19 protein-coding genes are annotated in these 21,736 nt (G+C 67.4%); 10 read left to right on the top strand and 9 right to left on the bottom strand.

Annotated elements, in window-relative coordinates; translation table 11 throughout:
* Nucleotides 1–71 precede the first annotated feature (71 nt).
* Together L6Q67_RS12695 and L6Q67_RS12690 are read right to left on the bottom strand one after the other, a co-directional pair.
* A complete protein-coding gene (locus L6Q67_RS12695; RefSeq protein WP_296569848.1) occupies nt 72–2,999 on the bottom strand; it encodes an HD domain-containing phosphohydrolase in 2,928 nt (975 codons plus the stop codon).
* A 21-nt stretch (nt 3,000–3,020) separates the two neighbouring features.
* A complete protein-coding gene (locus L6Q67_RS12690; RefSeq protein WP_296569846.1) occupies nt 3,021–4,043 on the bottom strand; it encodes an AraC family transcriptional regulator in 1,023 nt (340 codons plus the stop codon).
* 226 nt (nt 4,044–4,269) lie between these two features.
* Here L6Q67_RS12690 and L6Q67_RS12685 point away from each other — a divergent pair, with 226 nt between their 5' ends.
* The 6 genes from L6Q67_RS12685 to L6Q67_RS12660 all read left to right on the top strand — a co-directional run bounded on the left by L6Q67_RS12685 (nt 4,270) and on the right by L6Q67_RS12660 (nt 10,634).
* Nucleotides 4,270–5,034, top strand: a complete 765-nt coding sequence (locus L6Q67_RS12685; RefSeq protein ID WP_296569845.1) for a 3-hydroxyacyl-CoA dehydrogenase — start codon at nt 4,270–4,272, stop codon at nt 5,032–5,034.
* A gap of 97 nt (nt 5,035–5,131) precedes the next feature.
* The gene (locus tag L6Q67_RS12680; RefSeq protein WP_296569843.1) at nt 5,132–6,328 is read left to right on the top strand and encodes an acetyl-CoA C-acyltransferase; all 1,197 of its coding nucleotides are present in this window, start codon (nt 5,132–5,134) and stop codon (nt 6,326–6,328) included.
* A 44-nt stretch (nt 6,329–6,372) separates the two neighbouring features.
* A complete protein-coding gene (locus L6Q67_RS12675) occupies nt 6,373–7,509 on the top strand; it encodes an acyl-CoA dehydrogenase family protein (protein WP_296569841.1) in 1,137 nt (378 codons plus the stop codon).
* 172 nt (nt 7,510–7,681) lie between these two features.
* Complete coding sequence (locus tag L6Q67_RS12670; protein WP_296569839.1) at nt 7,682–8,827, top strand: CaiB/BaiF CoA-transferase family protein; 1,146 nt, start codon at nt 7,682–7,684, stop codon at nt 8,825–8,827.
* Nucleotides 8,828–8,850: 23 nt separating this feature from the next.
* Nucleotides 8,851–9,627: an enoyl-CoA hydratase gene (locus L6Q67_RS12665; RefSeq protein ID WP_296569838.1), complete on the top strand. Its 777-nt coding sequence runs from the start codon at nt 8,851–8,853 to the stop codon at nt 9,625–9,627.
* 197 nt (nt 9,628–9,824) lie between these two features.
* Nucleotides 9,825–10,634, top strand: a complete 810-nt coding sequence (locus tag L6Q67_RS12660) for an NYN domain-containing protein (protein WP_296569836.1) — start codon at nt 9,825–9,827, stop codon at nt 10,632–10,634.
* Nucleotides 10,635–10,700: 66 nt separating this feature from the next.
* Here L6Q67_RS12660 and L6Q67_RS12655 read toward each other — a convergent pair whose 3' ends face one another.
* The 7 genes from L6Q67_RS12655 to pyrC form a co-directional block, all read right to left on the bottom strand.
* Entirely contained in the window at nt 10,701–10,952 is a 252-nt protein-coding gene (locus L6Q67_RS12655) for a DUF2442 domain-containing protein (RefSeq protein ID WP_296569835.1), read from the bottom strand.
* A complete protein-coding gene (locus tag L6Q67_RS12650) occupies nt 10,924–11,163 on the bottom strand; it encodes a DUF4160 domain-containing protein (RefSeq protein WP_296569833.1) in 240 nt (79 codons plus the stop codon). The genes L6Q67_RS12655 and L6Q67_RS12650 overlap by 29 nt, the downstream gene beginning before the upstream one ends.
* A 103-nt stretch (nt 11,164–11,266) precedes the next feature.
* Nucleotides 11,267–13,306, bottom strand: a complete 2,040-nt coding sequence (locus L6Q67_RS12645; RefSeq protein WP_296569831.1) for a hypothetical protein — start codon at nt 13,304–13,306, stop codon at nt 11,267–11,269.
* A gap of 193 nt (nt 13,307–13,499) precedes the next feature.
* Complete coding sequence (gene gpmI, locus L6Q67_RS12640) at nt 13,500–15,158, bottom strand: 2,3-bisphosphoglycerate-independent phosphoglycerate mutase (RefSeq protein ID WP_296569829.1); 1,659 nt, start codon at nt 15,156–15,158, stop codon at nt 13,500–13,502.
* Nucleotides 15,159–15,256: 98 nt separating this feature from the next.
* Nucleotides 15,257–16,108: a DUF3025 domain-containing protein gene (locus L6Q67_RS12635; protein WP_296569827.1), complete on the bottom strand. Its 852-nt coding sequence runs from the start codon at nt 16,106–16,108 to the stop codon at nt 15,257–15,259.
* Nucleotides 16,109–16,155: 47 nt separating this feature from the next.
* A complete protein-coding gene (locus L6Q67_RS12630; protein WP_296569825.1) occupies nt 16,156–16,605 on the bottom strand; it encodes a hypothetical protein in 450 nt (149 codons plus the stop codon).
* Nucleotides 16,606–16,619: 14 nt separating this feature from the next.
* The gene (pyrC, locus tag L6Q67_RS12625) at nt 16,620–17,651 is read right to left on the bottom strand and encodes a dihydroorotase (RefSeq protein ID WP_296569823.1); all 1,032 of its coding nucleotides are present in this window, start codon (nt 17,649–17,651) and stop codon (nt 16,620–16,622) included.
* A gap of 277 nt (nt 17,652–17,928) precedes the next feature.
* Here pyrC and L6Q67_RS12620 point away from each other — a divergent pair, with 277 nt between their 5' ends.
* The 4 genes from L6Q67_RS12620 to L6Q67_RS12605 form a co-directional block, all read left to right on the top strand.
* Nucleotides 17,929–18,825 (top strand): glutamate/aspartate ABC transporter substrate-binding protein, encoded by an 897-nt coding sequence (locus L6Q67_RS12620; protein ID WP_296569821.1) that lies wholly within the window; start codon nt 17,929–17,931, stop codon nt 18,823–18,825.
* Between the two features lie 57 nt (nt 18,826–18,882).
* Nucleotides 18,883–19,971, top strand: a complete 1,089-nt coding sequence (locus tag L6Q67_RS12615; protein WP_296569819.1) for a porin — start codon at nt 18,883–18,885, stop codon at nt 19,969–19,971.
* A gap of 36 nt (nt 19,972–20,007) precedes the next feature.
* Complete coding sequence (locus L6Q67_RS12610) at nt 20,008–21,084, top strand: asparaginase (RefSeq protein WP_296569817.1); 1,077 nt, start codon at nt 20,008–20,010, stop codon at nt 21,082–21,084.
* 138 nt (nt 21,085–21,222) lie between these two features.
* Nucleotides 21,223–21,736, top strand: a 514-nt coding sequence (locus tag L6Q67_RS12605; RefSeq protein ID WP_296569815.1) for an amino acid ABC transporter permease, incomplete at its 3' end; no start/stop codon positions are given.

Here is a 21,736-nt window from a genome sequence, read left to right as displayed (position 1 = left end):
CAAAGGGCGGCTGCGGCCGCCCTTTGTGCGTCATTGGCTCGGGTAGAAAATGAGATTGCGGGGAGCACAGCTCAGGCGCCCGGAGCGGCCGGCGCCAGCATGGCCGCCACGTCCACCTCATCCACGCAGGCCCGGGCCATGAAGCGGTCGGCGTAGCGGCGGTACACGCCGGACTGCAGGAACAGGGCGAACAGCTCGGGGTCGATGTGCCCGGCGTCGCGCATGCGGGCCATGATGCGGATGGCTTCGGAGAGGTGCTTACCCTTCTTGTAAGGGCGATCGACGGCGGTGAGGGCTTCGAAGATGTCGGCGATGGCCATCATGCGGGCCATCGGACTCATCTGCTCGCGGGTCAGGCCGCGGGGGTAACCGCTGCCGTCCATCTTCTCGTGGTGCCCGCCGGCGATCTCGGGGACGGCGCGGAGATGGCGCGGGAAAGGCAGCTCGGAGAGCATCCGGATGGTCTGCACGATGTGCTCGTTGATCTTGAAGCGGTCTTCCTCGGTCAGGGTGCCCCGATCGATGCACAGGTTGGTCAACTCGCCCCGGTTGTAGAGCAGCTCCGGCACCTTGAGGCGGAAGCCCCAGGGGTTGTCGGCGGGGATGGCATCTTCAAGGCTGCGCGGGATGCGGTGCTCGGGCTTGTCGCCGATCAGCGCCTCGCGCACCGGCAGGGTCGGGCCGGGGCCCATGCGGCGCAGGGCTTCGGTGGACACGCCGAGGCGGTCATCCAGGGTGCGCAGCCAGGTACGGGCACCGATGCGCTGCAGACGCGCCACGTCGGCCGGGTCCATGGCCTCGCCGCCGGCGTTGCAGGCCGCCACGAAGGCGAACTCCGCGTCGAGGACGGCCAGGCTTTCGGCCAGCGCCGCCTGCTCCACGGCCAGGTCGCCCCCCCGGGCCACGGCCTGCCAGCAGGCGATCTCCGCGTCGCGCTTGAGCACCTCGAAGCGCATGCGGATTTCATGGATGCGGTCGTGGATGGTTTCCAGCTTGGTTGCCTTGTCCACCACGTACTCGGGGGTGGTGACCTTGCCGCAGTCGTGCAGCCAGGCGGCGATATGCACGGCCTCCCAGTCTTCGTCGTCGAGGCTGAAATTGCGGTAGGGCCCGTCGGTGGCGTCGCAGGCGGCCCGGGCGAGCATCTTGGTGAGCTCCGGCACCCGGGCACAATGGCCGCCGGTGTAGGGGCTCTTGGCGTCGATGGCGCCGGCGATGAGCTGGATGAAGGCCTCGAAGAGCTGCTTCTGGGCCCGGATGAGGGCACGGGTTTCCACCGACACGGCGGCCGACCCCGACAGGGCCTCGACAAAATGCACCAGATCCCGGTCGGGGGCCTCGTCGAACCACAGCACCAGCAGGCCCACCCGGTCGTGCTTGCGGTCGAGCAGAGGCACCGCCAGATAGGCCATGGCGCGGGCGCCCAGGGCGGCGAACAGCCCCGCGCCGCCGATGTCCCCCACCGAGCATCCCACGCCGGAGCGCTCGCCCTCGGGCACCAGGCTGGCCATGGCCGGCCCCGGCGGCGCATCGCCCAGAGGCAGGCTGTGCCCGGCGGCATCCCGCACGCTCACCGCATCCAGGCCGTCGCCGTCGTCCCGGGCCAGGTAGAGCACGCCGGCGCGGGCGCCCACCACGCCCACCGTCTCGTCCACCAGGCGCGGCAGCAGGCGCTCGAAGTCGGGCTCCTCGGCCATCACCGAGGCAATGTCGAGGAAGCGCCGCACCGATCCCTTCATGGAGGCCAGATCCCGGGCCAGATCGTCCACCTCCCGCACCACCGAGCGGGTCACCACCTCATCGGCAAAGTCGAAGCGCCGGATCGCCGCCGCCTCGCGGGCCAGCTCGCGGATCGGCCGCGACACCAGCCGGGCAGCCCCGTAGGTGAAGGGCAGCGCCAGCAGGATCACCAGCACCGTCACCAGGATGGCCCGGTCACGGATGCTACGGGCGTCGGTAAGCAGTTCGTCATCGGGGATGGCCACCCCCAGGTAGAGGGTTTGCCCGCCCCGCACCGGCAGGCTGGCCACGGCACCATGCCAGCTGCGGCCGGCACCGTCGAAGGCGGCCAGGGCCTGATCTGCGCGCATGCCGGCCTGGGGCGCCTGGCGCGCCAGGGCCGCGACGCCACCGTGGGTCAGCCCCGACACGCGAGGCCGCTCGATCTCGCCCCCGGCCGCCTCGGGCAACAGCCAGTCCGGCTCGGAACAGGCCACCACCCGCTGGGCCCCGTCAAAGAGCACCAGCTGCGAACCAGGGGTGATGCGCTGGCGCCGCAGGGTGTCGTCGAGGGTGGCGAGACGGATGTCGGCGCCCACCACGGCCCGGCCGCTGGCCGTCCGGCGGGCCACGGTCACCCCCAGGCGCCGGGTCGAGGCGAACAGGTAGGGTTCGGTCTGCACCGGTTCGGCACGGCCCTGGGCCTGCACGTACCAGCTGCGCTGGCGCGGGTCGTAGGTGGCCGGGTAATCGGGCCGCGGGTCGGCGCGCAGCTCATGGAGGTCGGCATCCAGGTAGATGAACTGCCCCTGGGGCCCGGCGATGCTCTGGATCAGGTAGGCGGCACCGGCGGGCGCCCCCACCAGGCGCCGGTCGGCGTCGTCGGCCAGGCGCATGAGCATGAAGAAATCGCCCGAGGCATAGCCGACGTAATAGGCCGACACCGACGGCGTGGCGCGCAGGGCCTCACGCAGCACCGCCAGCCCGGCACGCCGTTCGGCGAGGGTGCCGGCCTCGCTCACGGCGTTGAGGGCCAGCAGGCTGACGCTCGCCTCCACCGGACGCAGCAGGCTCTCCGTCTCGACCACGGTCTGGCGGGCGATGCGGGTGAGCAGATCTCCGGCGGCCCGTTCGAGCATCTCGGCGCTGCGGAAGTAGGAGAAGGCGGCGATGCTGCCCCCGGCCAGCAGCACCAGCAGGAAGAACAGGGTCGAGATATGGACGTGGAGCGGAAATCGGAAACGGCGCGACGACGGGCTTTCGGGAAGATCGGCGGCCATGGGTGTGGTCCTTTTCCTGGGCTATTGCCCCGCCAGGGCGCGCCGGTATTCCCCCGGCCGGGCCCCGGTCCACTTCTTGAAGGCCCGGTGGAAGGCGCTGGCTTCGGCAAAGCCCAGTTCGAGGGCGATGTCGAGCACCGACTTGTCGGAATGGCTGAGCTGGCTGATGGCCAGGTCACGGCGCAGGTCATCCTTGATGGACTGGTAGGACTGGCCCTCGTCGATCAGGTGGCGGCGCAGGGTGGAGGCCGAGAAATGCAGCTGCTGGGCCAGGGTCTCGAAATCGGGCCAGGTGTCGGGCGGAATGTGCCGCAGTTGGCGCCGGATGCGTGCCACCAGGCCATCGCTGTTGCGGTACTTGACCAGAAAGTTGGCCGGCGCGCTGCGCAGGAAGACCTTCATGGTGCGCTCGTTCTGCACGTTGGCCATGTCGAGGAACTCGGCCGGAAAGGCGATCTGGGTGTCGGCCTCTCCAAAGCGCAGGTCGGGGGAGAACAGCACCCGCCACTCGGGGCTGAAATCCGGCTCGGGGCAGCGGAAGCTGGCGTGGTCCAGGGGGATGCGCCGGCCGATCAGCCAGCAGGCCAGGCCATGGATCATGATCAGGAAGGTGCCGTAGGCAAATGCCCGGCGCGGTTCGCCGTGCCCCTCGGCCAGCACCACCCGGGCGGTATCGCCGTCGCGCACCAGCACGCCCTCGAAGTCGTCCAGCACCAGGCGGAAGAAGCGCAGGGCCCGGCGCAGGGCCCGCTCCAGGGACACGCAGTGGATCACGCTGTGGCACAGCAGGGTGAAGCTGCCGGCCTTCATGCGGTGGCTGTCCATGCCGAAGAACTCGTCGTCCATGCCCTGGGCGACCCGGTGCCAGAGCACACCGAAGTGGGCCGACGAGACCCGCGCCTGGGGTGCATTGAGGAGCTCCGGCGAGATCCCCGCGTGCTGCAGCAGCGCGTCCACATCGAGGCCATGCTCCCGTACCCCGACCAGGGCCTCGCGGACAAAACGGATGGAGATGGTGCCCTTGTCGGGCGTGCGCTCGCTCATCGGGGGCAGACAGGGGGAAAGGAGGTGGGGCGCCACGGAGGACGGGCCTTGCGACGCTGCGCCGCAACATGAAACGACGGGTCTTCGCATTCCTTTGGTATGGCAAATTCTACCATCCACAATGAGCGTTTTAGGCATGGAGCGCCAGGGCGCTTGTGCCTAGACTGCGCCCCACGTCGCGCATCCTGCGCATAGTCCATCAGCCAGAAAAAAGAGGAGAGAACACATGGAGATCAACAACAACGTATTCGTGGTGACCGGTGGCGGTTCCGGCCTGGGTGCAGCGACCGCGCGCATGATCGTGGCCCGCGGTGGCAAGGTCGTGCTGGCCGATGTGAACAAGGAGGCCGGCGAGGCCCTGGCCGCCGAACTGGGTGCCAACGCCCGCTTCGTCGCCACCGACGTGACCGGCGAGGAGAGTGCCAAAGGCGCCTTCGCCGCAGCCGTCGAGATGGGCAGCCTGCGCGGCCTGGTGAACTGTGCGGGCATCGCCCCCGCCGAGAAGGTGGTCGGCCGCGACGGCGCCCACAAGCTGGAGAGCTTCGCCCGCACCATCAACATCAACCTGGTGGGCAGCTTCAACATGATCCGCCTCGCCGCCGAGATCATGAGCAAGAACGAAGCCGATGCCGGCGGCGAGCGCGGCGTGATCGTCAGCACCGCCTCGGTGGCGGCCTTTGACGGCCAGCTCGGCCAGGCCGGCTACGCGGCCTCCAAGGGCGGCGTGGTTGCCATGACCCTGCCGATCGCCCGCGAGCTGTGCCGCTCCGGCATCCGCGTCATGACCATCGCCCCGGGCATCATGGAAACCCCGATGCTGCTGGGCATGCCCGCCGACGTGCAGGACGCCCTCGGCAAGATGGTTCCCTTCCCCTCCCGCATGGGCAAGCCGGCCGAGTACGCCGCGCTGGTGGAGCACATCTTCGGCAACAGCTACCTCAACGGCGAGGTGATCCGCCTGGACGGCGCCATCCGCATGGCGGCCAAGTAAGGCGGCCACACGCTTCCCTGGTCGGATGAATTCGACCCCACGGCTGCGCGCCCTCCGGTAGCGGCGCCGCCTCACCCCGATTCAGAAAGGTTTCACCATGAGCAACCAAGACCCGATCGTCATCGTCTCCGCCGCCCGCACCCCGATGGGGGGCTTCCAGGGTGATTTCGCCAGCCTCACCGCGCCCCAGCTGGGCGGCGTCGCCATCAAGGCCGCCATCGAGCGCGCCGGTGTGCCCGCCGATGCCGTGCAGGAACTGATCTTCGGCTGTGTGCTGCCCGCCGGCCTCGGTCAGGCCCCGGCCCGCCAGGCTGCTCTCAACGGCGGCCTGGCCCTCAGCGCCGGCTGTACCACCATCAACAAGGTGTGTGGCTCCGGCATGAAGGCCACCCTGCTGGCCCACGACCTGCTGGTGTCCGGCAGCGTCGAAGTGGCCGTTGCCGGTGGCATGGAGTCCATGTCCAACGCCCCCTACATGCTGCCCAAGGCCCGCGGCGGCATGCGCCTGGGCCACGGCCAGGTGCTCGACCACATGTTCTTCGACGGCCTGGAAGACCGCTACGGCAAGGAAACCAACGGCCGCCTGATGGGCACCTTCGCCGAAGACTGTGCCGGCAACTACGGTTTCACCCGTGAAGAGCAGGACGCCTGGGCCATCACCTCCACCACCCGCGCCCAGGCCGCCATCAAGGGCGGCGCCTTCCAGTGGGAGATCGCCCCCGTCACCGTGGCCGGCCGCAAGGGCGACGTGACCATCGCCGACGACGAGCAGCCGCCCAAGGCCAGCATCGACAAGATCCCCAGCCTCAAGCCGGCCTTCAAGAAGGACGGCACCGTGACCGCCGCCAACTCCAGCTCCATCTCCGACGGCGCCGCCGCCCTGGTGCTGATGCGCGCCTCCACCGCCGACAAGCTCGGCGCCAAGCCCATCGCCCGCATCGTCGGCCACACCAACCACGCCGGCCTGCCCGCCAACTTCCCCACCGCCCCGGTGGGCGCCATGCAGAAGCTCCTCGACAAGGCTGGCTGGGCTGCCGGTGACGTGGACCTGTGGGAAATCAACGAAGCCTTCGCCGTCGTCACCATGGCCGCCATCCGCGACCTGCAGCTCGACCCGGCCAAGGTGAACATCCACGGCGGCGCCTGCGCCCTGGGCCACCCCATCGGCGCCTCCGGTGCCCGCATCATCGTCACCCTGCTCGGCGCCCTCAAGCAGACCGGTGGCAAGCGCGGCATCGCCAGCCTGTGCATCGGCGGCGGCGAAGCCACCGCCCTGGCCGTGGAAATGCTCTAAAGCCCGTCTCCGGGCCCGATCGACGATATTCAGGAATCCACACCATGATCCTCACCCAAGAACAGGAAATGATCCGCGACTCCATGCGCGCCTTCGCGCAGGAGCGCCTCGCCCCCTTCGCCGCCGAATGGGACAAGCACCACACCTTCCCCGCCCAGGCCCTCAAGGAGCTCGGCGAGCTGGGCGCCATGGGCATGTGCGTGCCCGAAGAGTGGGACGGCGCCGGCATGGACTACATGAGCCTGGTGCTCACCCTCGAAGAGATTGCCGCCGGCGACGGCGCCACTTCCACCATCGTCTCGGTGCAGAACTCCCTGGCCTGCGGCATCACCCAGAAGTACGGCACCGACCAGCAGAAGGAGGAATGGCTGAAGCCCCTGGCCCGCGGTGAGAAGCTGGGCTGCTTCTGCCTCACCGAGCCCCACACCGGCTCGGATGCGGCAGCCATCACCACCCGCGCCGACCGTGACGGCAACGATTTCGTGCTCAACGGCGTCAAGCAGTTCATCACCACCGGCAAGCACGCCCACATGGCCATCGTCTTCGCCGTCACCGACAAGGCTGCCGGCAAGAAGGGCATCTCCTGCTTCCTGATCCCGACCAGCACCCCCGGCTTCATCGTCGGCCGCACCGAGGACAAGATGGGCCAGCACGCCTCCGACACCGTGCAGATCATTCTCGAGAACTGCCGCGTGCCCGCCAGCGCGCTGCTCGGCAAGGAAGGCGAAGGCTACAAGATCGCCCTCTCCAACCTGGAAGCCGGCCGCATCGGCATCGCCGCCCAGAGCATCGGCATGGCCCGCGCCGCCTTCGAAGCCGCCGTGCGCTACGCCAAGGAACGTGTGACCTTCGGCGTGCCCATCATCGAGCACCAGGCCGTCAACTTCCGCCTGGCCGACATGAACACCCTGCTCGACGCCGCCCGCCTGATGGTGTGGCGTGCCGCCCAGCTCAAGGACGCCGGCAAGCCCTGCCTGAAGGAAGCCTCGATGGCCAAGATGTTCGCCTCGGAAGCCGCCGAGAAGATCGCCTCCGACGCCATCCAGATCCACGGCGGCGTGGGCTACACCAGCGACTTCCCGGTGGAGCGCATCTACCGCGACGTGCGCATCAGCCAGATCTACGAAGGCGCCAACGACATCCAGCGCCTGGTCATCGGCCGCAGCATCGCCACCGAGTAAAGGGCACATCGGGCTACTGCGCGGGTCGATCTCGCAATTGCGGTGCTCGCCGTACTCAAGTACGGCTGTGCTCCTCATCGCGACCTCGGCCCGCTCACTACGCCCGCTGTACCCTTTACAGCTTCTTGGTGCATTTGCAGGACCGAAAACAATAGGTGTGAAAGGAGAAAGTGTGGGCCCCCTGCACGGCATCAAAGTCATCGAATTCGCCGCCCTCGGCCCCTGCCCGATGGCCGCCATGATCCTCGCCGACCTGGGCGCCGAGGTCGTGCGCATCGAGCGCAAACCGGCCCCTGGCGCCAAGCCGGCCTCCGATCTGTTCGACCCGAAGATCGACATCCTCAACCGCTCCCGCCGCGTCGTCACCCTCGACCTGAAGAAGCCTGAAGGGCTGGATGCCGCGAAACAGCTGGTGGCCGGCGCCGACATCCTCGTCGAAGGCTACCGCCCCGGTGTGATGGAGCGCATCGGCCTGGGCCCCGACACCTGCCTCGAGGCCAACCCGCGCCTCGTCTATGGCCGCATGACCGGCTGGGGCCAGAGCGGCCCGCTGGCCCAGGCTGCCGGCCACGACATCAACTACCTGTCCCTGTCCGGCGCCCTGCACGCCATCGGCGAGCCCGGCGGCAAGCCGGTGGTGCCCCTCAACCTGGTGGCCGACTGCGGCGGCGGCGCGATGCTGCTGGTGGTCGGCGTGCTCGCCGCCCTCACCGAGGCCCGCACCTCCGGCCAGGGCCAGGTGGTGGATGCCGCCATGACCGACGGCTCGGCCCTGCTGATGACCATGATGTACACCCTCAAGGCCATGGGCCAATGGACCCAGCAGCGCGGCAGCAACCTGCTCGACGGGGGCGCCCACTTCTACGACACCTACCGCTGCGCCGACGGCAAGTACCTCTCCATCGGCCCCATCGAACCCCAGTTCTACACCCTGTTCCTGCAAAAAGCCGGCCTCGACGACCCGGACTTCAGCCAGCAGTGGGACCGCGCCCGCTGGCCCGAGCTCAAGACCCGCCTGGCCGCCCATCTGCAGACCCGCACGCGCGACGCATGGTGCGCCCTGCTCGAAGGCAGCGACGCCTGCGTCGCACCGGTGCTGGACATGGACGAAGCGCCCGAACACCCGCACAATCGGGCTCGCGGCACTTTCATCGAGCTTGGCGGCGTCATGCAGCCGGCTCCGGCCCCCCGCTTCAGCCGCAGCATTCCCGCGCAGCCCCGCCCGCCCGTCGTCGGTGCCACCGGCGAGGACGTGCTCGCCGACTGGGGTTTCACCCCCGAGGCGATAGCCCGGCTGCGCAGCGCGGGGGCCGTCTAATAACAGCAGCAACAGGAGAAAGCATGGAATACCAGAACATCATCGTCGAGACCCGCGGCAAGGTCGGCCTCATCACCCTCAACCGTCCGAAGGCCCTCAACGCCCTCAACGACGCCCTGGTGGACGAACTGGGCCTGGCCCTCAACGCCTTCGAGGCCGACGAGGCCATCGGCTGTATCGTCATCACCGGCTCCGAAAAGGCCTTCGCCGCCGGCGCCGACATCACCATGATGGCCAACTTCAGCTACATGGACGCCTACAAGGGCGACTACATCACCCGCAACTGGGAACGCGTGAAGACCTGCCGCAAGCCGGTCATCGCCGCCGTGGCGGGTTTCGCCCTGGGTGGCGGCTGCGAGCTGGCCATGAGCTGCGACATGATCTACGCCGCCGACACGGCCAAGTTCGGCCAGCCCGAAGTCAAGCTGGGCATCCTCCCCGGCGCCGGCGGCACCCAGCGCCTGCCCCGTGCCGTGGGCAAGGCCAAGGCCATGGACCTGTGCCTCACCGCCCGCATGATGGACGCCCTTGAGGCCGAAAAGTCCGGCCTCGTCGCCCGCGTGATCCCCGCCGAGCAACTGCTGGAAGAAACCCTCAAGGCCGCCACCACCATCGCCGGCTTCTCCCTGCCGGTGGTCATGATGATCAAGGAATCGGTGAACCGCGCCTACGAAAGCAGCCTCAACGAAGGCCTGCTCTTCGAACGCCGCGTCTTCCACTCCGCCTTCGCCCTCGAAGACCAGAAAGAAGGCATGGCCGCCTTCGTCGAGAAGCGCAAGGCCGAGTTCAAGAACCAGTAATCCGGGGTTCGCAGCAACAGGAATGACTAAGGGGGCTTCGGCCCCCTTTCGTTTTCAGAGCTGGATAACATTTTGACGAGAGACGGGGGGCAAAGTCACTTTCCCTGTAACCCTCAGCTCCGGGAAGCTAAAGAAAGCGGACAGCCTCGAGCCCGTCAGCTATGCTCGTAGCACAAAAAAATCTCGTGGAATTCTGTATGCAACCCAAGACCATCGTCCGTGTTGAAGCCGAAGAGCCTGCCAAGCGACTCGCCGTCCTAATCGACGCAGACAACGCTCAGGCAGCAGTGATTGAAGCACTGCTGGAAGAAGTCGCTCGTTTCGGTGAAGCAACCGTCAGGCGCATCTACGGTGACTTCACCTCTCCGTCGAGTTCATCCTGGAAGAAAGTTCTCAATCGTCACTCCATCAAACCTGTTCAGCAGTTCGCCTATACAACGGGCAAGAATGCGACCGACAGCACGATGATCATCGACGCAATGGATCTTCTATACACCCGCAGATTTGATGGATATTGCTTGGTCACCAGCGACAGCGACTTCACCGGTCTGGCTGTTCGTCTTCGCGAGGAAGGTCTGGTCGTTTACGGTTTTGGCGAGCAAAAGACGCCCGAAGCCTTCCGCAATGCATGTCACAAGTTTGTATTCACGGAGGTTCTGAGAAAGCCTATTGAGCCTGGCAGCGAGAAGAACAAGACCGAACCTGAAGCGCCACCCCAACAGCAGTCCGGAACCAGCCTCGCTCCTGTAGGTGAAATCCATCTGCCAGCATTCCCGAAAGAGTTTCTGATGGAGGCCCTCGAAAAATCCAGCGACGACCATGGATGGGCCCACCTTGGCACATTCGGCAGCTACCTCCAGAAGATCCAGCCCGACTTCGACTCCCGGCTTTACGGGTTCAAGAAACTATCAGACCTCATTCGCGGACACTCAGACCTCTTCACTACCGAAGAACGCAGTGCCCCCGGAAGCGCAGCCAGGCAGCTTTACATCAAAGCCAGACAATAGACGCAATCAGGGGCGTCAAGACATCCTCGGCAGCGCTAGCCACTGCAAAGGAGCCCCTCTACTTCTTCACCCACGAGACACGAGCGGAAAATCGTCAGGCCGGCGAATGGAAGCCACAGAAAGATCAACATCCAAGCTGGGCCAATAGAGATGGTCGGGAGCAGGTCGCTCGACATGGGTGATTTGACCAACCGTAGCCTGCTTGAACCACGGGAACTGCTCAAACGAAAGCAGGAGTTCCTCTTCGTCAAGAAGAACCCAGAAGCCATATCGGGAAATATTGGTGACTTCAACTGCCGAAGTGGTGATTCCAGGCATCTTCTATTTCCTTGATGTGTGCATTGACGACAGCGTCCGCCTCCGTGATCTGACGAGGAGTCAGGCCGGTAGATGTTGCCAGGCAAACCGTCGGCGTAAGCCAGAATTTAGCCTCACCGTCGGGATGTGCGACGTGCACATGGATGCGCGGCTCCTCACGGGAAAAGAAAAACAGCCTGAACGGTCCATCACGAACAACTGTAGGTGCCATACCGATCACTCTAGCCAATCCATGCCATGTGTCCAAGCGCACTTAACGCTAAGCCCGAGGTCGATGGATGCGTACTACCCCACGGCCCTTCCTTGTCGTCGCCCTACATCGCCCGCAGTGCCGGCATCAGGGGGTCGATCTCGGTGGCGCTGAGCTTGGGGCCTTCGGGGGCCATGGCGGCGTAGAGGGCCAGGGCTTCGGGGCTGGGGCGGCCGACGAGCTTGCCGAGCTCGGAGAAACGCAGGCCCTGGCGGACGAGCCAGGCGATGCAGGTGTGGCGCAGCACCTCGGCGGTCACCCCACCGGCGCTGCTCAGGCCGGCGTCGAAGGCGGCGCAGGCCAGGATGGACTGGATGTCCTCGGGGCGCAGGCGGGCGCCCGCGGCATCCTGCAGCAGGGGAGCGTCCATGCCACCGATGGATGAGGGCCGGCAATCGCCCATCCAGGCGGGGGCCTTCAGGCTGCGGGAAGCGTTTCCGGCCACCTGCAGCACACCGCTGGTACCATCGAAATCGCTCTGCCGCAGGGCTGCGGCTTCATCCGTGGAGAGCCCCATGAGCAACAGGCCCAGCACGAAACGCCCTTCGCCGGCCGATGCGGCAAGCAGATCCACCACTTCTTCCTGGGCGAGCTCTCGGGGAGGCCGGGGCGCGGACGCCAGCAGGCCGGCCGAGGCAGCACCGGGAACCAGGCCGACCGGGGGCTCGGACAGCAGCGGCGCGGCACCACCGGAGCCCGGCATGCCGGCCCACGGCGGGGGCATGATCAGGGTGGTGGATGCGGGCGTCTGGAGCGGCACCTGGCGATTGAAGATCTCGACGAACCAGATGGCCGCCAGGCCGAGGCCGAAGGCCGCACCGAGGACGATCAGGGCGTCGAGCAGGTAATCGGGGCGGAAGGGGGTGCCGGGCAGGCTGGCGGCCTCCACGAGCTTGAGGGCGGGCAGGCGGCTCTGCTCGCTGGCCTCCAGCTTGGCCAGGCGCTCCTGGGCTTCGCGGCTGGCCTTCTCGATCTGGGCCAGATCGTCCTCGAGGGACTTGGCTTGGGTGAAACGCTGGGAGAAGTCCTGCATGGTCGAACGCTGGGCACGGATCTCGCCCTGCAGGCGCTCCGCCGTGGCCCGGGCGGTGGCCACTTCATCCTGGGCGGCGCCCAGGGCGGCCTGCCGGCTGGTGGCGCGCTGGGCCTCGATCTGGCGCTCCATCTCGGTCAGGCGGATCTGCAGGGACTTGGCGCGGGGGTCCATGCGCATGAACTCGGGGGTGTAGGTCCGCTCCATCTGGCGGATCTCTTCGGCAATCTGGGAGGCACGGGCCTCCATGTTGGCCAGGGTCGGGTCATCGGCGCCGGCGGCAGCACCCCGCCCACCGGCCTGCATGGACTTGAAGCGCGCTTCGGCCACGGCGAGCTTCTCGGTGGCGGCGTTGAGGGAGGTGGTCAGACCCTTGATGCGGGCTACGGCCTCGTTCTCCTCCCGCTCCGGCGAGAGCACACCGGTGGAGTTGCGGAAGGCATCCAGGCGCTGGCGCCGGGTCTGCACGACAGCCGCCAGACGCTCCGCCTCCTGGCGGGCCTGGGCCAGGCCTTCACCGGCGGCGGTGCCGTAGGAGGCCTTCATGTCCTCCCGGTAGATGTCCACGAGGGTGTTGAGGGCGGCAGCCAGTTGTCGGGGCCGGGTGCCGGTGGCCTGCAGTTCCACCACCTCGGTGCCCTCAACGGCCTCGGCGCTGATCATCTCCCGCAGCCGTGCCGCCGGATCGCCTCCGGGCAGGGGCTCGCCCTCACGGGCCAGGGCGGCCCCCACTTTCTCGAGGAGGGGGCGACTGGTGAGTACCTGGACCTGGGTCAGCAGCTCGGACGCACTGCGCGGGATCTCGCTGCCACCACTGCCGCCTCCCAGCGCCAGGGGGGCGGCCCCCGGCCGGGGCTCGGTGCTGCCCGGCATGATCTGCACCCTGGCCGTGGCACGGAACTCGGCAGGGCGCAGGAAATTCCACAGCAGGCCGGGGATCAGCACGATCAGGAAGACCACGGCAAACACCTGCAGGCGCCGCCGGTTGCTGCGCCGTGCGGCCGCCTGGGCATCGGCGGCGGGGGTCACGTCGTGTTCGAGCAAGGTGCGCAGGGATGAGGGCAGACGCATGGGAGTAACCGGGGTTCGTTTAGCCGGAACGGCAGCCGAATTTGCCGACGAGTATTCGGTGCGTCCCCTTGCGGGTCAAGCGCCGGAAGCCGGGGAGAGCGAAATAATGCCCCACCACCGGGAGCCGGGGTGGGGGAGGAAGCCCGGGATGCCCCTTGCCCTGAGCCGGGCAGGGCAAGTCAACCGGGCGCTTTCAGGGCTGACGGATCTCGAGCAGGCTGTCGTCCCAGCAGGCGTGCTTTTCCAGGCCCACCAGGTTGGCCACCGTGGCGGCGATGTTCGACAGGCCGGCGGCGTCGGTCTGGCGCAGGCCCAGCCTGCCGCCGCTCACCTTGTCGAAGAGCGCCAGGGGCACCGGGTTGAGGGTGTGGGCGGTCTTGGCCTTGAAGCTGCCATCCTTGTTAAGGGACGGTTGCTTGGTCTTCTTGTCGAGCTCGAACATCTCGTCGGCGTTGCCATGGTCGGCGGTGATCAGGGCCACCCCGCCGGCGGCCTCGATGGCCGGCAGCAGGCGCGCCAGGGCCAGGTCCACGGCCTCGACGGCCATGGTGGCGGCGCGGAAGTTGCCGGTGTGGCCCACCATGTCGCCGTTGGCGAAGTTGCAGCGCAGGAGCTTGTACTGGCCCGACTGGACGGCGGCGATCATGGCGTCGGCGATCTCGGCGGCCTTCATCCACGGGCGCTGCTCGAAGGGCACCACGTCGCTGGGGACTTCCTGCCAGGTTTCACCCTCGAACTTGCCGGAGCGGTTGCCGTTCCAGAAGTAGGTGACGTGGCCGAACTTCTGGGTTTCGGAGCAGGCAAACTGGGCCAGCCCGGCCTTGCTGAACCACTCGCCGGAGGTGTCCTTGATGGCCGGCGGGGCCACCAGGAAGCGCTTGGGCAGCTGCAGGTCGCCGTCGTACTGGAGCATGCCGGCAAAGGTCACTTTGGGGGCACGGACCCGGTCGAACTTGTCGAAGCGGTCTTCGACGAAGGCGCGGGTGATCTCGATGGCCCGGTCGCCACGGAAGTTGAAGAACACCACCGCATCCCCGTCCTCGATGGTACCGATGGGCTTGCCGCCGTCGGCGATGATGAATTCGGGGAGGTCCTGGTCGATGGTGCCGGGGTGGTGCTGGCGCAGGCCATTGACGGCATCGGTGGCGTTGGCGAACTGGGGGCCCTCGCCCAGCACGTGGGTCTTCCAGCCCTTCTCCACCATCGGCCAGTTGGCGTCGTAGCGGTCCATGGTGATGAACTGGCGGCCGCCGCCCGAGGCGATGCGGGCGTCGAAGCCATCGCTGCTGATGTCCTTCAGGAAGGCCTCGAAGGGCACCACGTATTCCAGGGCGCTGGTCTCGGGCACGTCGCGGCCGTCGAGCAGGGCGTGGATGCGCACGGTGCGGATGCCTTCCGCCTTGGCTTGGGCGACCATGGCCTTGAGGTGGTCGATGTGGCTGTGCACATTGCCGTCGGAGAACAGGCCGATGAAGTGGATCACGCCTTCCTTGCCGTTCGCGCCTGCTTTGGCCCCCGCCACGATCTCCTTCCATGCGTCGCCGGCCCAGATGGCGCCGTCGGCGATGGCATTGGCCACCAGCGCGGCGCCCTGGCTGTAAACCTGGCCGGCGCCGATAGCGTTGTGGCCCACCTCCGAGTTGCCCATGTCGTCATCGGACGGCATGCCCACCGCGGTGCCGTGGGCGCGCAGGGTGATATGCGGGCATTCGGCAAACAGCGCATCCAGGGTCGGCTTGCGGGCGGCGGCGATGGCGCTGCCGGCGTCGTTCTTGGGGATGCCGTAGCCATCCATGACGATGACGACAACCGGGCCGGTGACGCCGGGGAAGGTGGAGAGTTTCTGCAGCATGGCGGGTTCCTGAAGGATGAATTCGGGGGCCGGCGCGGCGGGCTTCACCCGGGCGGCATCCGGCAAGCCCGCTATTTTCCTTCAAATCGGGGGGGCGATCACAGCCCCGCGTGCAAGACTTTGCGATGGATGCCACGCGGCGGGCGGAACTGGCGGGTGTCCCGGTAGTAGTCGGCACAGGCGTTGTCGGGCGTCACCCCGGGGATGCCGAGGAGCGGCAGCGGCGCCAGGCCGGCCTTGCCGAAGGCCTGGAGCGGGTCCAGCAGACGGGCGGCCAGCCAGGCATCGGCATCGGCCTGCTGCGCGGCGGCGGGCAAGGCCAGCCAGCCGTCATCCACCACCCGGTAGAGGGCCTTGGCGCACAGGCCGAAGAAGGGCTGACGGAGCTGGTCCCAGCTGCCGTGACCCAACGCCAGGAAGCGGGTGCTCTCCAGCAGACGGGCGCGGTGCGTCCAGAAGGCCTCCTCCCAGGCGTGGGCCGCCAGTAGCGCCGGGATGTGCGGGTCGGTGGACACCACCAGCACGCCGCATTCGTCGAACTGGGTCAGGGCATCGCGCAGCGGGCCGCGGCCGGGCAGGCCGGCCTGGGCCCGCGCCGCCTGCTCCCGCAGGTGCAGGGCGTTGCAGGCGGCCTTGGCCCGGGGCCACACACACCAGGCCAGGGCATTGAAGAAGTCGTGCCAGTCACCGGGCCGGGTGGGGACGTGGCCGGTGGCGTGGATGTGCTGCTCGTAGGCATCGAGCCCCTCGGGGGGCAGGACGAAGCGCAGGGGATGCCCCGAACCGCTCACCGCGCCAGGGGCGTGGACGCGCAGGCAGCCGGTCAGCGCCGCCGCGTCGGGCAGGCCATCCGGAAATCCGGACAGCAGGTGGGCGATGGGTTCGAAGAGGGGGCGGTGGGCGTAGGCGGCGGGGGAATCGCCGTGGGTGCCCGGCATGGACAGGCTCATTCAGGCAGCGTCCGCTGGATCAACGGCACGCCCATACCGCAGGCAGATCACTCCTCCGCCTGGCGGATGGGCTTGGCGGGTTTGTCGGCGGGGATGAATTCGAGCTTGTCGTTCTTGCGGCTGAAAGTACCTACCAGGCGGCCGGGGGGCTCGTCGGGAGGTTCGGCCCAGCGCTGGAACTCGCACTTTTCGGTGCTCGCCAGGTACCAGTTCTTGCCCTGCTTGAGCGCCCACAGATTGCTGCCGGCCTCGAAGACTTCCATCTTCACGCTGCCGGCCACGCCGGACTTGATGTCATGGCGGCGCATGCAGGTGGGCATGCGCGACACGACCACGGCCTGCTCCACCTCGCTGCTCCAGAACCAGCGCTGCTCGCGCACCAGGCTGATGTTCTCGTCCTTGTTGCCATTGACGATGAAGGCCGCGCCCTCGTACTCGCAGGCAGCGAGCACGGGCAGGGCCAGCAGGAGCAGGAGGGGCTTGAGCTTGGGTGACATGGTGGGGACGGAGGTCAGGCCAGCTTCCAGTGAATCTGTTCGCCGCCGCGCAGGGGCACCAGCGGGTCGCCGGGCAGGTAGTCGAGGCCGGCGGGCACGTCCCAGCTCTCCTTCACCAGGGTGATGGTGTCGGCGTTGCGGGGCAGGCGGTAGAAATCGGGGCCGTTGAAGCTGGCAAAGGCCTCGAGCTTGTCGAGGGCGCCGGCCTGATCGAAGGCTTCGGCATAGAGCTCGATGCCGGCGTGGGCGGTGTAGCAACCGGCACAACCGCAGGCGGCTTCCTTGGTGGTTTTGGCGTGGGGGGCCGAATCGGTGCCCAGGAAGAACTTGTTGCTGCCCGAGGTGGCGGCCTTCATCAGGGCCTCCCGGTGGGTCTCGCGCTTGAGCACCGGCAGGCAGTAGTGATGGGGCCGGATACCGCCGGCAAAGATGGCGTTGCGGTTCATCAGCAGGTGATGAGCCGTGATGGTGGCCCCCACGTTGGGGCCCGCCTCGGTCACGAACTGCGCCGCCTCGGCCGTGGTGATGTGCTCGAAGACAATGCGCAGGGCCGGGTAGCGCGCTGCAAGCGGCGCCAGTACGCGATCGATAAAGACACGCTCGCGATCAAAGATATCCACGTCAGCATGGGTCACCTCTCCATGAACACACAGGGCTACGCCCTTTTCCGCCATCCGTTCGAGAACGGGATAGATCCTGGCGATGTCGGTGACGCCCGCGTCCGAATTGGTCGTTGCGCCCGCCGGGTAGAGCTTGGCGGCGGGGATGAAGCCGCTGGCTGCGGCCTTGTCGATCTCTTCAGGACTGAGGGTGTCGGTGAGATACAACGTCATGAGCGGGTCGAACTTGAGCCCGGCCGGCACCGCTGCCTGGATGCGCGCCCGATAGGCTGCCGCCTGCTCCACCGTGGTCACGGGGGGCTTGAGGTTGGGCATGATCAGGGCACGGCCGAAGCGGCGGGCGGTGTCGGGCACCACGGCGGCCAGGGCGGCGCCGTCGCGCACATGCAGGTGCCAGTCATCGGGGCGGGTGAGGGTAAGCGTCATGGCGTGTCGGTCCACAGGGCGAAGGGCTGAATGGCGCATTTTACCAGCCCCGGGCACCGGACCCGTTCGGGAAAGCGTGCGGATTTCCGCGCGCCTCGCCGGAGGTGTATCCGGAAATCCGAACGTCCGCCACCACACGGCGGAATCCATCCATTAAAAATCAACGGCTTGCAAACATGGCCCGGCGCCTTTCGGGCTGGCACGCCCCCTGCAATGGAAAGGACACCCGGCGGCCCGGTCGCCGACGGACCCTCAACCCCAGCAGGAGAACCGAACCATGCGTACTTCGTTCCAGCTCGCCGCCACCTGTATCGCCACCGCCCTCCTCGCCCAGCCCGTGCTGGCCCAGGAATCTCCGACCCTGGCCAAGATCAAGAGCAGCGGCACCATCTCCCTGGGGCACCGGGAATCCTCCATCCCCTTCTCCTACTACGACGACAAGCAGCAGGTCGTCGGCTACTCCCAGGAGTTCATGCTCAAGGTCGTCGACGCCGTCAAGGCCGAGCTCAAGCTCCCCACCCTCGCCGTCAAGCTCACCCCGGTCACTTCCCAGAACCGCATCCCCCTGATCCAGAACGGCACCGTCGACATCGAGTGCGGCTCCACCACCCACAACGCCGAGCGCGCCCGCCAGGTCGCCTTCTCCAACACCCTCTTCATCATCGGCACCCGCCTGATGACCAAGAAGGACTCCGGCGTGAAGGACTTTGCCGACCTCGCCGGCAAGAACGTGGTCACCACCGCCGGCACCACCTCCGAGCGGCTGATCCGCAAGATGAACGAGGAGAAGAGCCTCGGCATGCGCATCATCTCCGCCAAGGACCACGGCGAATCCTTCCTCACCCTCGAAACCGGCCGTGCCGTCGCCTTCATGATGGACGACGCCCTCCTCTACGGCGAACTCGCCAAGGCCAAGCGCCCGGCCGACTGGACCGTCACCGGCACGCCCCAGAGCTTCGAAGCCTACGGCTGCATGCTGCGCAAGGACGACCCCGCCTTCAAGAAGATCGTCGATGCCGCCATCGCCAAGACCATGACCTCCGGCGAGGCCGAGGCCATCTACAAGAAGTGGTTCACCCAGCCCATCCCCCCCAAGGGCCTGAACCTCAACTTCCCCCCCTCCGACGCCATGCTCAAGCTGTTCAAGGCCCCCAACGACAAGGCCTTTGAGTAAGTCGCGCTCCGCTCCCCGCACTCCCTCCCCATCCACTTGCACGAGACCAACAAGATCATGAAGAAGACCGTTCAGCACCTCAGCCTGGCCGCCGCGGCCACCCTCTCCGCCCTGGCCAGCCTGCCGGCCCTCGCCGATGACGGCGTGGTGATCTACGGCCGCCTCAACGCCACCTTCGAAAACGTCAGCGTCTCCGGCGGCCACTCCCGCACCATGGTCAATGACAACGCCTCCCGCATCGGCTTCCGCGGCACCGAAGACCTGGGCGGCGGCATGGCCGTGATCTACCAGATCGAGAGCCGCATCCGCGTCGATGGCAACGACGCCGGCACCGCCCTGGCCACGCGCGACACCTGGGTCGGCCTGCGCACCCAGCAGGGCACCCTGCGCCTGGGCCGCTCCCTCGGCCCCATCTACTACGCCCTGTACGACTACATCAGCATGCACAACCACGACACCGGCACCTCGTCGGACGCGCTGCTGTCGTCGGCCATCTTCGGCAACTCCAATGCCGCCGGCGGGCGCATGAACAACCAGATCTGGTACACCAGCCCCAAGCTCGGCGGCTTCACCTTCGACGCCACCTACGCCCTGCTGGCCGAAGAGCCCGCCGCCAGCGGTTCCGCCCGCACGCCCCACAACCTGGGCCTGGTGACCAGCTACGACGCCGGCCCGCTGCATGCCGCCGTCAGCTACGCCTCCACCCAGAACACCACCAACCTGGACAGCACCGGCGCCAGCGTGCGCTTCAACAACGACCGCGCGGTGACCGCCGGCGGCGCCTACAACTTCGGCCCGGTGGTGGTCGGCGGCCTGTTCGAACGCTCCAAGCGCAGCACCCTCACCGAAGACATGACCCGCAACTACTGGCGCGTCTCGGCCATGGTGCCGATGGGGCCCCATGAGTTCCACGCCAACTACGGCCGCGCCGGCGACTACAGCGGCACCAACGACACCGCCGCCGCCCAATACACCCTGGCCTACAACTACAACCTGTCCAAGCGCACCAAGCTCTATACCTACTACACCAAGATCGACAACGACGCCGCCAGGCGCACCGGCGGCGGCGGTGCCTACAGCTTCCTCGGCACCGCCCCCGGCCTGGACAACAGCTCTGTCGCCCTCGGCATCCGCCACAACTTCTGATCGCCCCAACCCCCACACTTGCAAAGGAATCCGATCATGACCGTCTTCAGCCTCCGCCCCATCGCCCTCTCCTGTCTGCTCGCCGCCGGGTTTGCCGGCAGCCTCGCCGCCCACGCCGCCGACAAGCCCCGCGTGGTCATCCTGGCCACCGGCGGCACCATTGCCGGCGCTGGCGCCAGCGTAGCCAACAGCGCCTCTTACCAGGCCGCCAAGGTGCCGGTGGACAAGCTCATCGCCGGCGTACCCGAACTCAAGAACCTGGCCGAGGTGCGCGGCGACCAGGTCTTCCAGATCGCCTCCGAGAGCTTCACCAACGAACACCTGATCACCCTGGGCAAGCGCGTCGCCGCCCTGGCCCGCCAGGCCGACGTGGACGGCATCGTCATCACCCACGGCACCGACACCCTGGAAGAGACCGCCTTCTTCCTCAACCTGGTGCTCAAGACCAGCAAGCCGGTGGTGGTGGTGGGCTCCATGCGCCCGGGCACCGCCATGTCCGCCGACGGCATGCTCAACCTGTACAACGCCGTGGCCGTGGCCGGCAGCAAGGACGCCGCCGGCAAGGGCGTGCTCGTCACCATGAACGACGAGATCCACACCGGCCGCGACGTGAGCAAGGCGGTCAACATCAAGACCGAAGCCTTCAAGAGCCCCTGGGGCCCGCTGGGCATGATCGTCGAGGGCAAGACCTACTGGTTCCGCACCCCGGCCAAGCGCCACACCACCGCCAGCGAGTTCGACATCGACAGCCTCGACAAGCTGGCCCCGGTGGATATCGCCTACGGCTACGGCAACGCCAGCCCCACCGCCTACAAAGCCTTCGCCGAAGGCGGCGCCCGGGCGGTGATCCATGCCGGCACCGGCAACGGTTCGGTCAGCGGCGCGGTGGTGCCGTCCCTGCAGGAACTGCGCGGCAAGGGCGTGCAGATCATCCGCTCGTCCCGCGTGGTGGGTGGCGGCTTCGTGCTGCGCAACGCCGAGCAGCCCGACGACAAGTACGACTGGGTGGTGTCCCACGATCTCAACCCCCAGAAGGCCCGCATCCTCGCCGCCGTGGCCCTGACCCGGACCCAGGACAGCAAGGAACTGCAGCGGATGTTCATGGAGTATTGATCGCACGGGTGTGCTGGGGCCTGTAGGGGCGGATTCAGCCGCCCGCAGACTTCGATTAACGAGCGGCGCCTGGCATTAGGCACGGATGGGCGACTGAAGTCGCCCCTACAGGTTGCCCCTACAAGAAAAGGAACAAGCATGAGTTACCAATGGAACTGGGGCATCTTCCTGAGCCCCGCCGCCTCCGGTGACAGCAGCTATCTGGGCTGGATGCTGTCCGGCCTGCAGACCACCATCCTGCTGTCCCTGTCGGCCTGGGTCATCGCCCTGGCCCTGGGCAGCCTGATGGGCGTACTGCGCACCGTGCCCCACAAGGGCCTTTCCGGCATCGCCGCGGCCTACGTCGAGGTCTTTCGCAACATCCCGCTGCTGGTGCAACTCTTCATCTGGTACTTCGTGCTGCCGGAGCTGCTCCCCTTCGGACTGGGGGATCGCTTCAAGCAGGATCTCAACCCCGTCACCCAGCAATTCGTGTCGGCCATGGTGTGCCTGGGCTTCTTCACCAGCGCGCGGGTCTGCGAGCAGGTCCGCTCCGGCATCAGCAGCCTGCCCCGCGGCCAGAAGAACGCCGGCCTCGCCCTCGGCTTCACGCTGCCGCAAACCTATCGCCACGTACTCCTGCCCATGGCCTTCCGGCTGGTCATTCCGCCCC

Origin of the sequence: Zoogloea sp. (assembly GCF_023150065.1) — a bacterium.
Lineage (GTDB): Bacteria > Pseudomonadota > Gammaproteobacteria > Burkholderiales > Rhodocyclaceae > Zoogloea.
Note: the sequence above shows the minus strand (reverse complement) of the source record. Positions and strands in the feature narration are given on the sequence as shown.

Bases quoted from the DNA above. Each gene is read 5' to 3' on its own strand.
- L6Q67_RS12695 (WP_296569848.1), bottom strand. From the start codon at position 2,999: ATGGCCGCCGATCTTCCCGAAAGCCCGTCGTCGCGCCGTTTCCGATTT.
- L6Q67_RS12615 (WP_296569819.1), top strand. From the start codon at position 18,883: ATGAAGAAGACCGTTCAGCACCTCAGCCTGGCCGCCGCGGCCACCCTC.
- L6Q67_RS12665 (WP_296569838.1), top strand. From the start codon at position 8,851: ATGGAATACCAGAACATCATCGTCGAGACCCGCGGCAAGGTCGGCCTC.
- L6Q67_RS12680 (WP_296569843.1), top strand. From the start codon at position 5,132: ATGAGCAACCAAGACCCGATCGTCATCGTCTCCGCCGCCCGCACCCCG.
- pyrC (WP_296569823.1), bottom strand. From the start codon at position 17,651: ATGACGCTTACCCTCACCCGCCCCGATGACTGGCACCTGCATGTGCGC.
- L6Q67_RS12630 (WP_296569825.1), bottom strand. From the start codon at position 16,605: ATGTCACCCAAGCTCAAGCCCCTCCTGCTCCTGCTGGCCCTGCCCGTG.
- L6Q67_RS12645 (WP_296569831.1), bottom strand. From the start codon at position 13,306: ATGCGTCTGCCCTCATCCCTGCGCACCTTGCTCGAACACGACGTGACC.
- L6Q67_RS12655 (WP_296569835.1), bottom strand. From the start codon at position 10,952: ATGCCTGGAATCACCACTTCGGCAGTTGAAGTCACCAATATTTCCCGA.
- gpmI (WP_296569829.1), bottom strand. From the start codon at position 15,158: ATGCTGCAGAAACTCTCCACCTTCCCCGGCGTCACCGGCCCGGTTGTC.
- L6Q67_RS12685 (WP_296569845.1), top strand. From the start codon at position 4,270: ATGGAGATCAACAACAACGTATTCGTGGTGACCGGTGGCGGTTCCGGC.
- L6Q67_RS12690 (WP_296569846.1), bottom strand. From the start codon at position 4,043: ATGAGCGAGCGCACGCCCGACAAGGGCACCATCTCCATCCGTTTTGTC.
- L6Q67_RS12610 (WP_296569817.1), top strand. From the start codon at position 20,008: ATGACCGTCTTCAGCCTCCGCCCCATCGCCCTCTCCTGTCTGCTCGCC.
- L6Q67_RS12635 (WP_296569827.1), bottom strand. From the start codon at position 16,108: ATGAGCCTGTCCATGCCGGGCACCCACGGCGATTCCCCCGCCGCCTAC.
- L6Q67_RS12620 (WP_296569821.1), top strand. From the start codon at position 17,929: ATGCGTACTTCGTTCCAGCTCGCCGCCACCTGTATCGCCACCGCCCTC.
- L6Q67_RS12675 (WP_296569841.1), top strand. From the start codon at position 6,373: ATGATCCTCACCCAAGAACAGGAAATGATCCGCGACTCCATGCGCGCC.
- L6Q67_RS12660 (WP_296569836.1), top strand. From the start codon at position 9,825: ATGCAACCCAAGACCATCGTCCGTGTTGAAGCCGAAGAGCCTGCCAAG.
- L6Q67_RS12650 (WP_296569833.1), bottom strand. From the start codon at position 11,163: ATGGCACCTACAGTTGTTCGTGATGGACCGTTCAGGCTGTTTTTCTTT.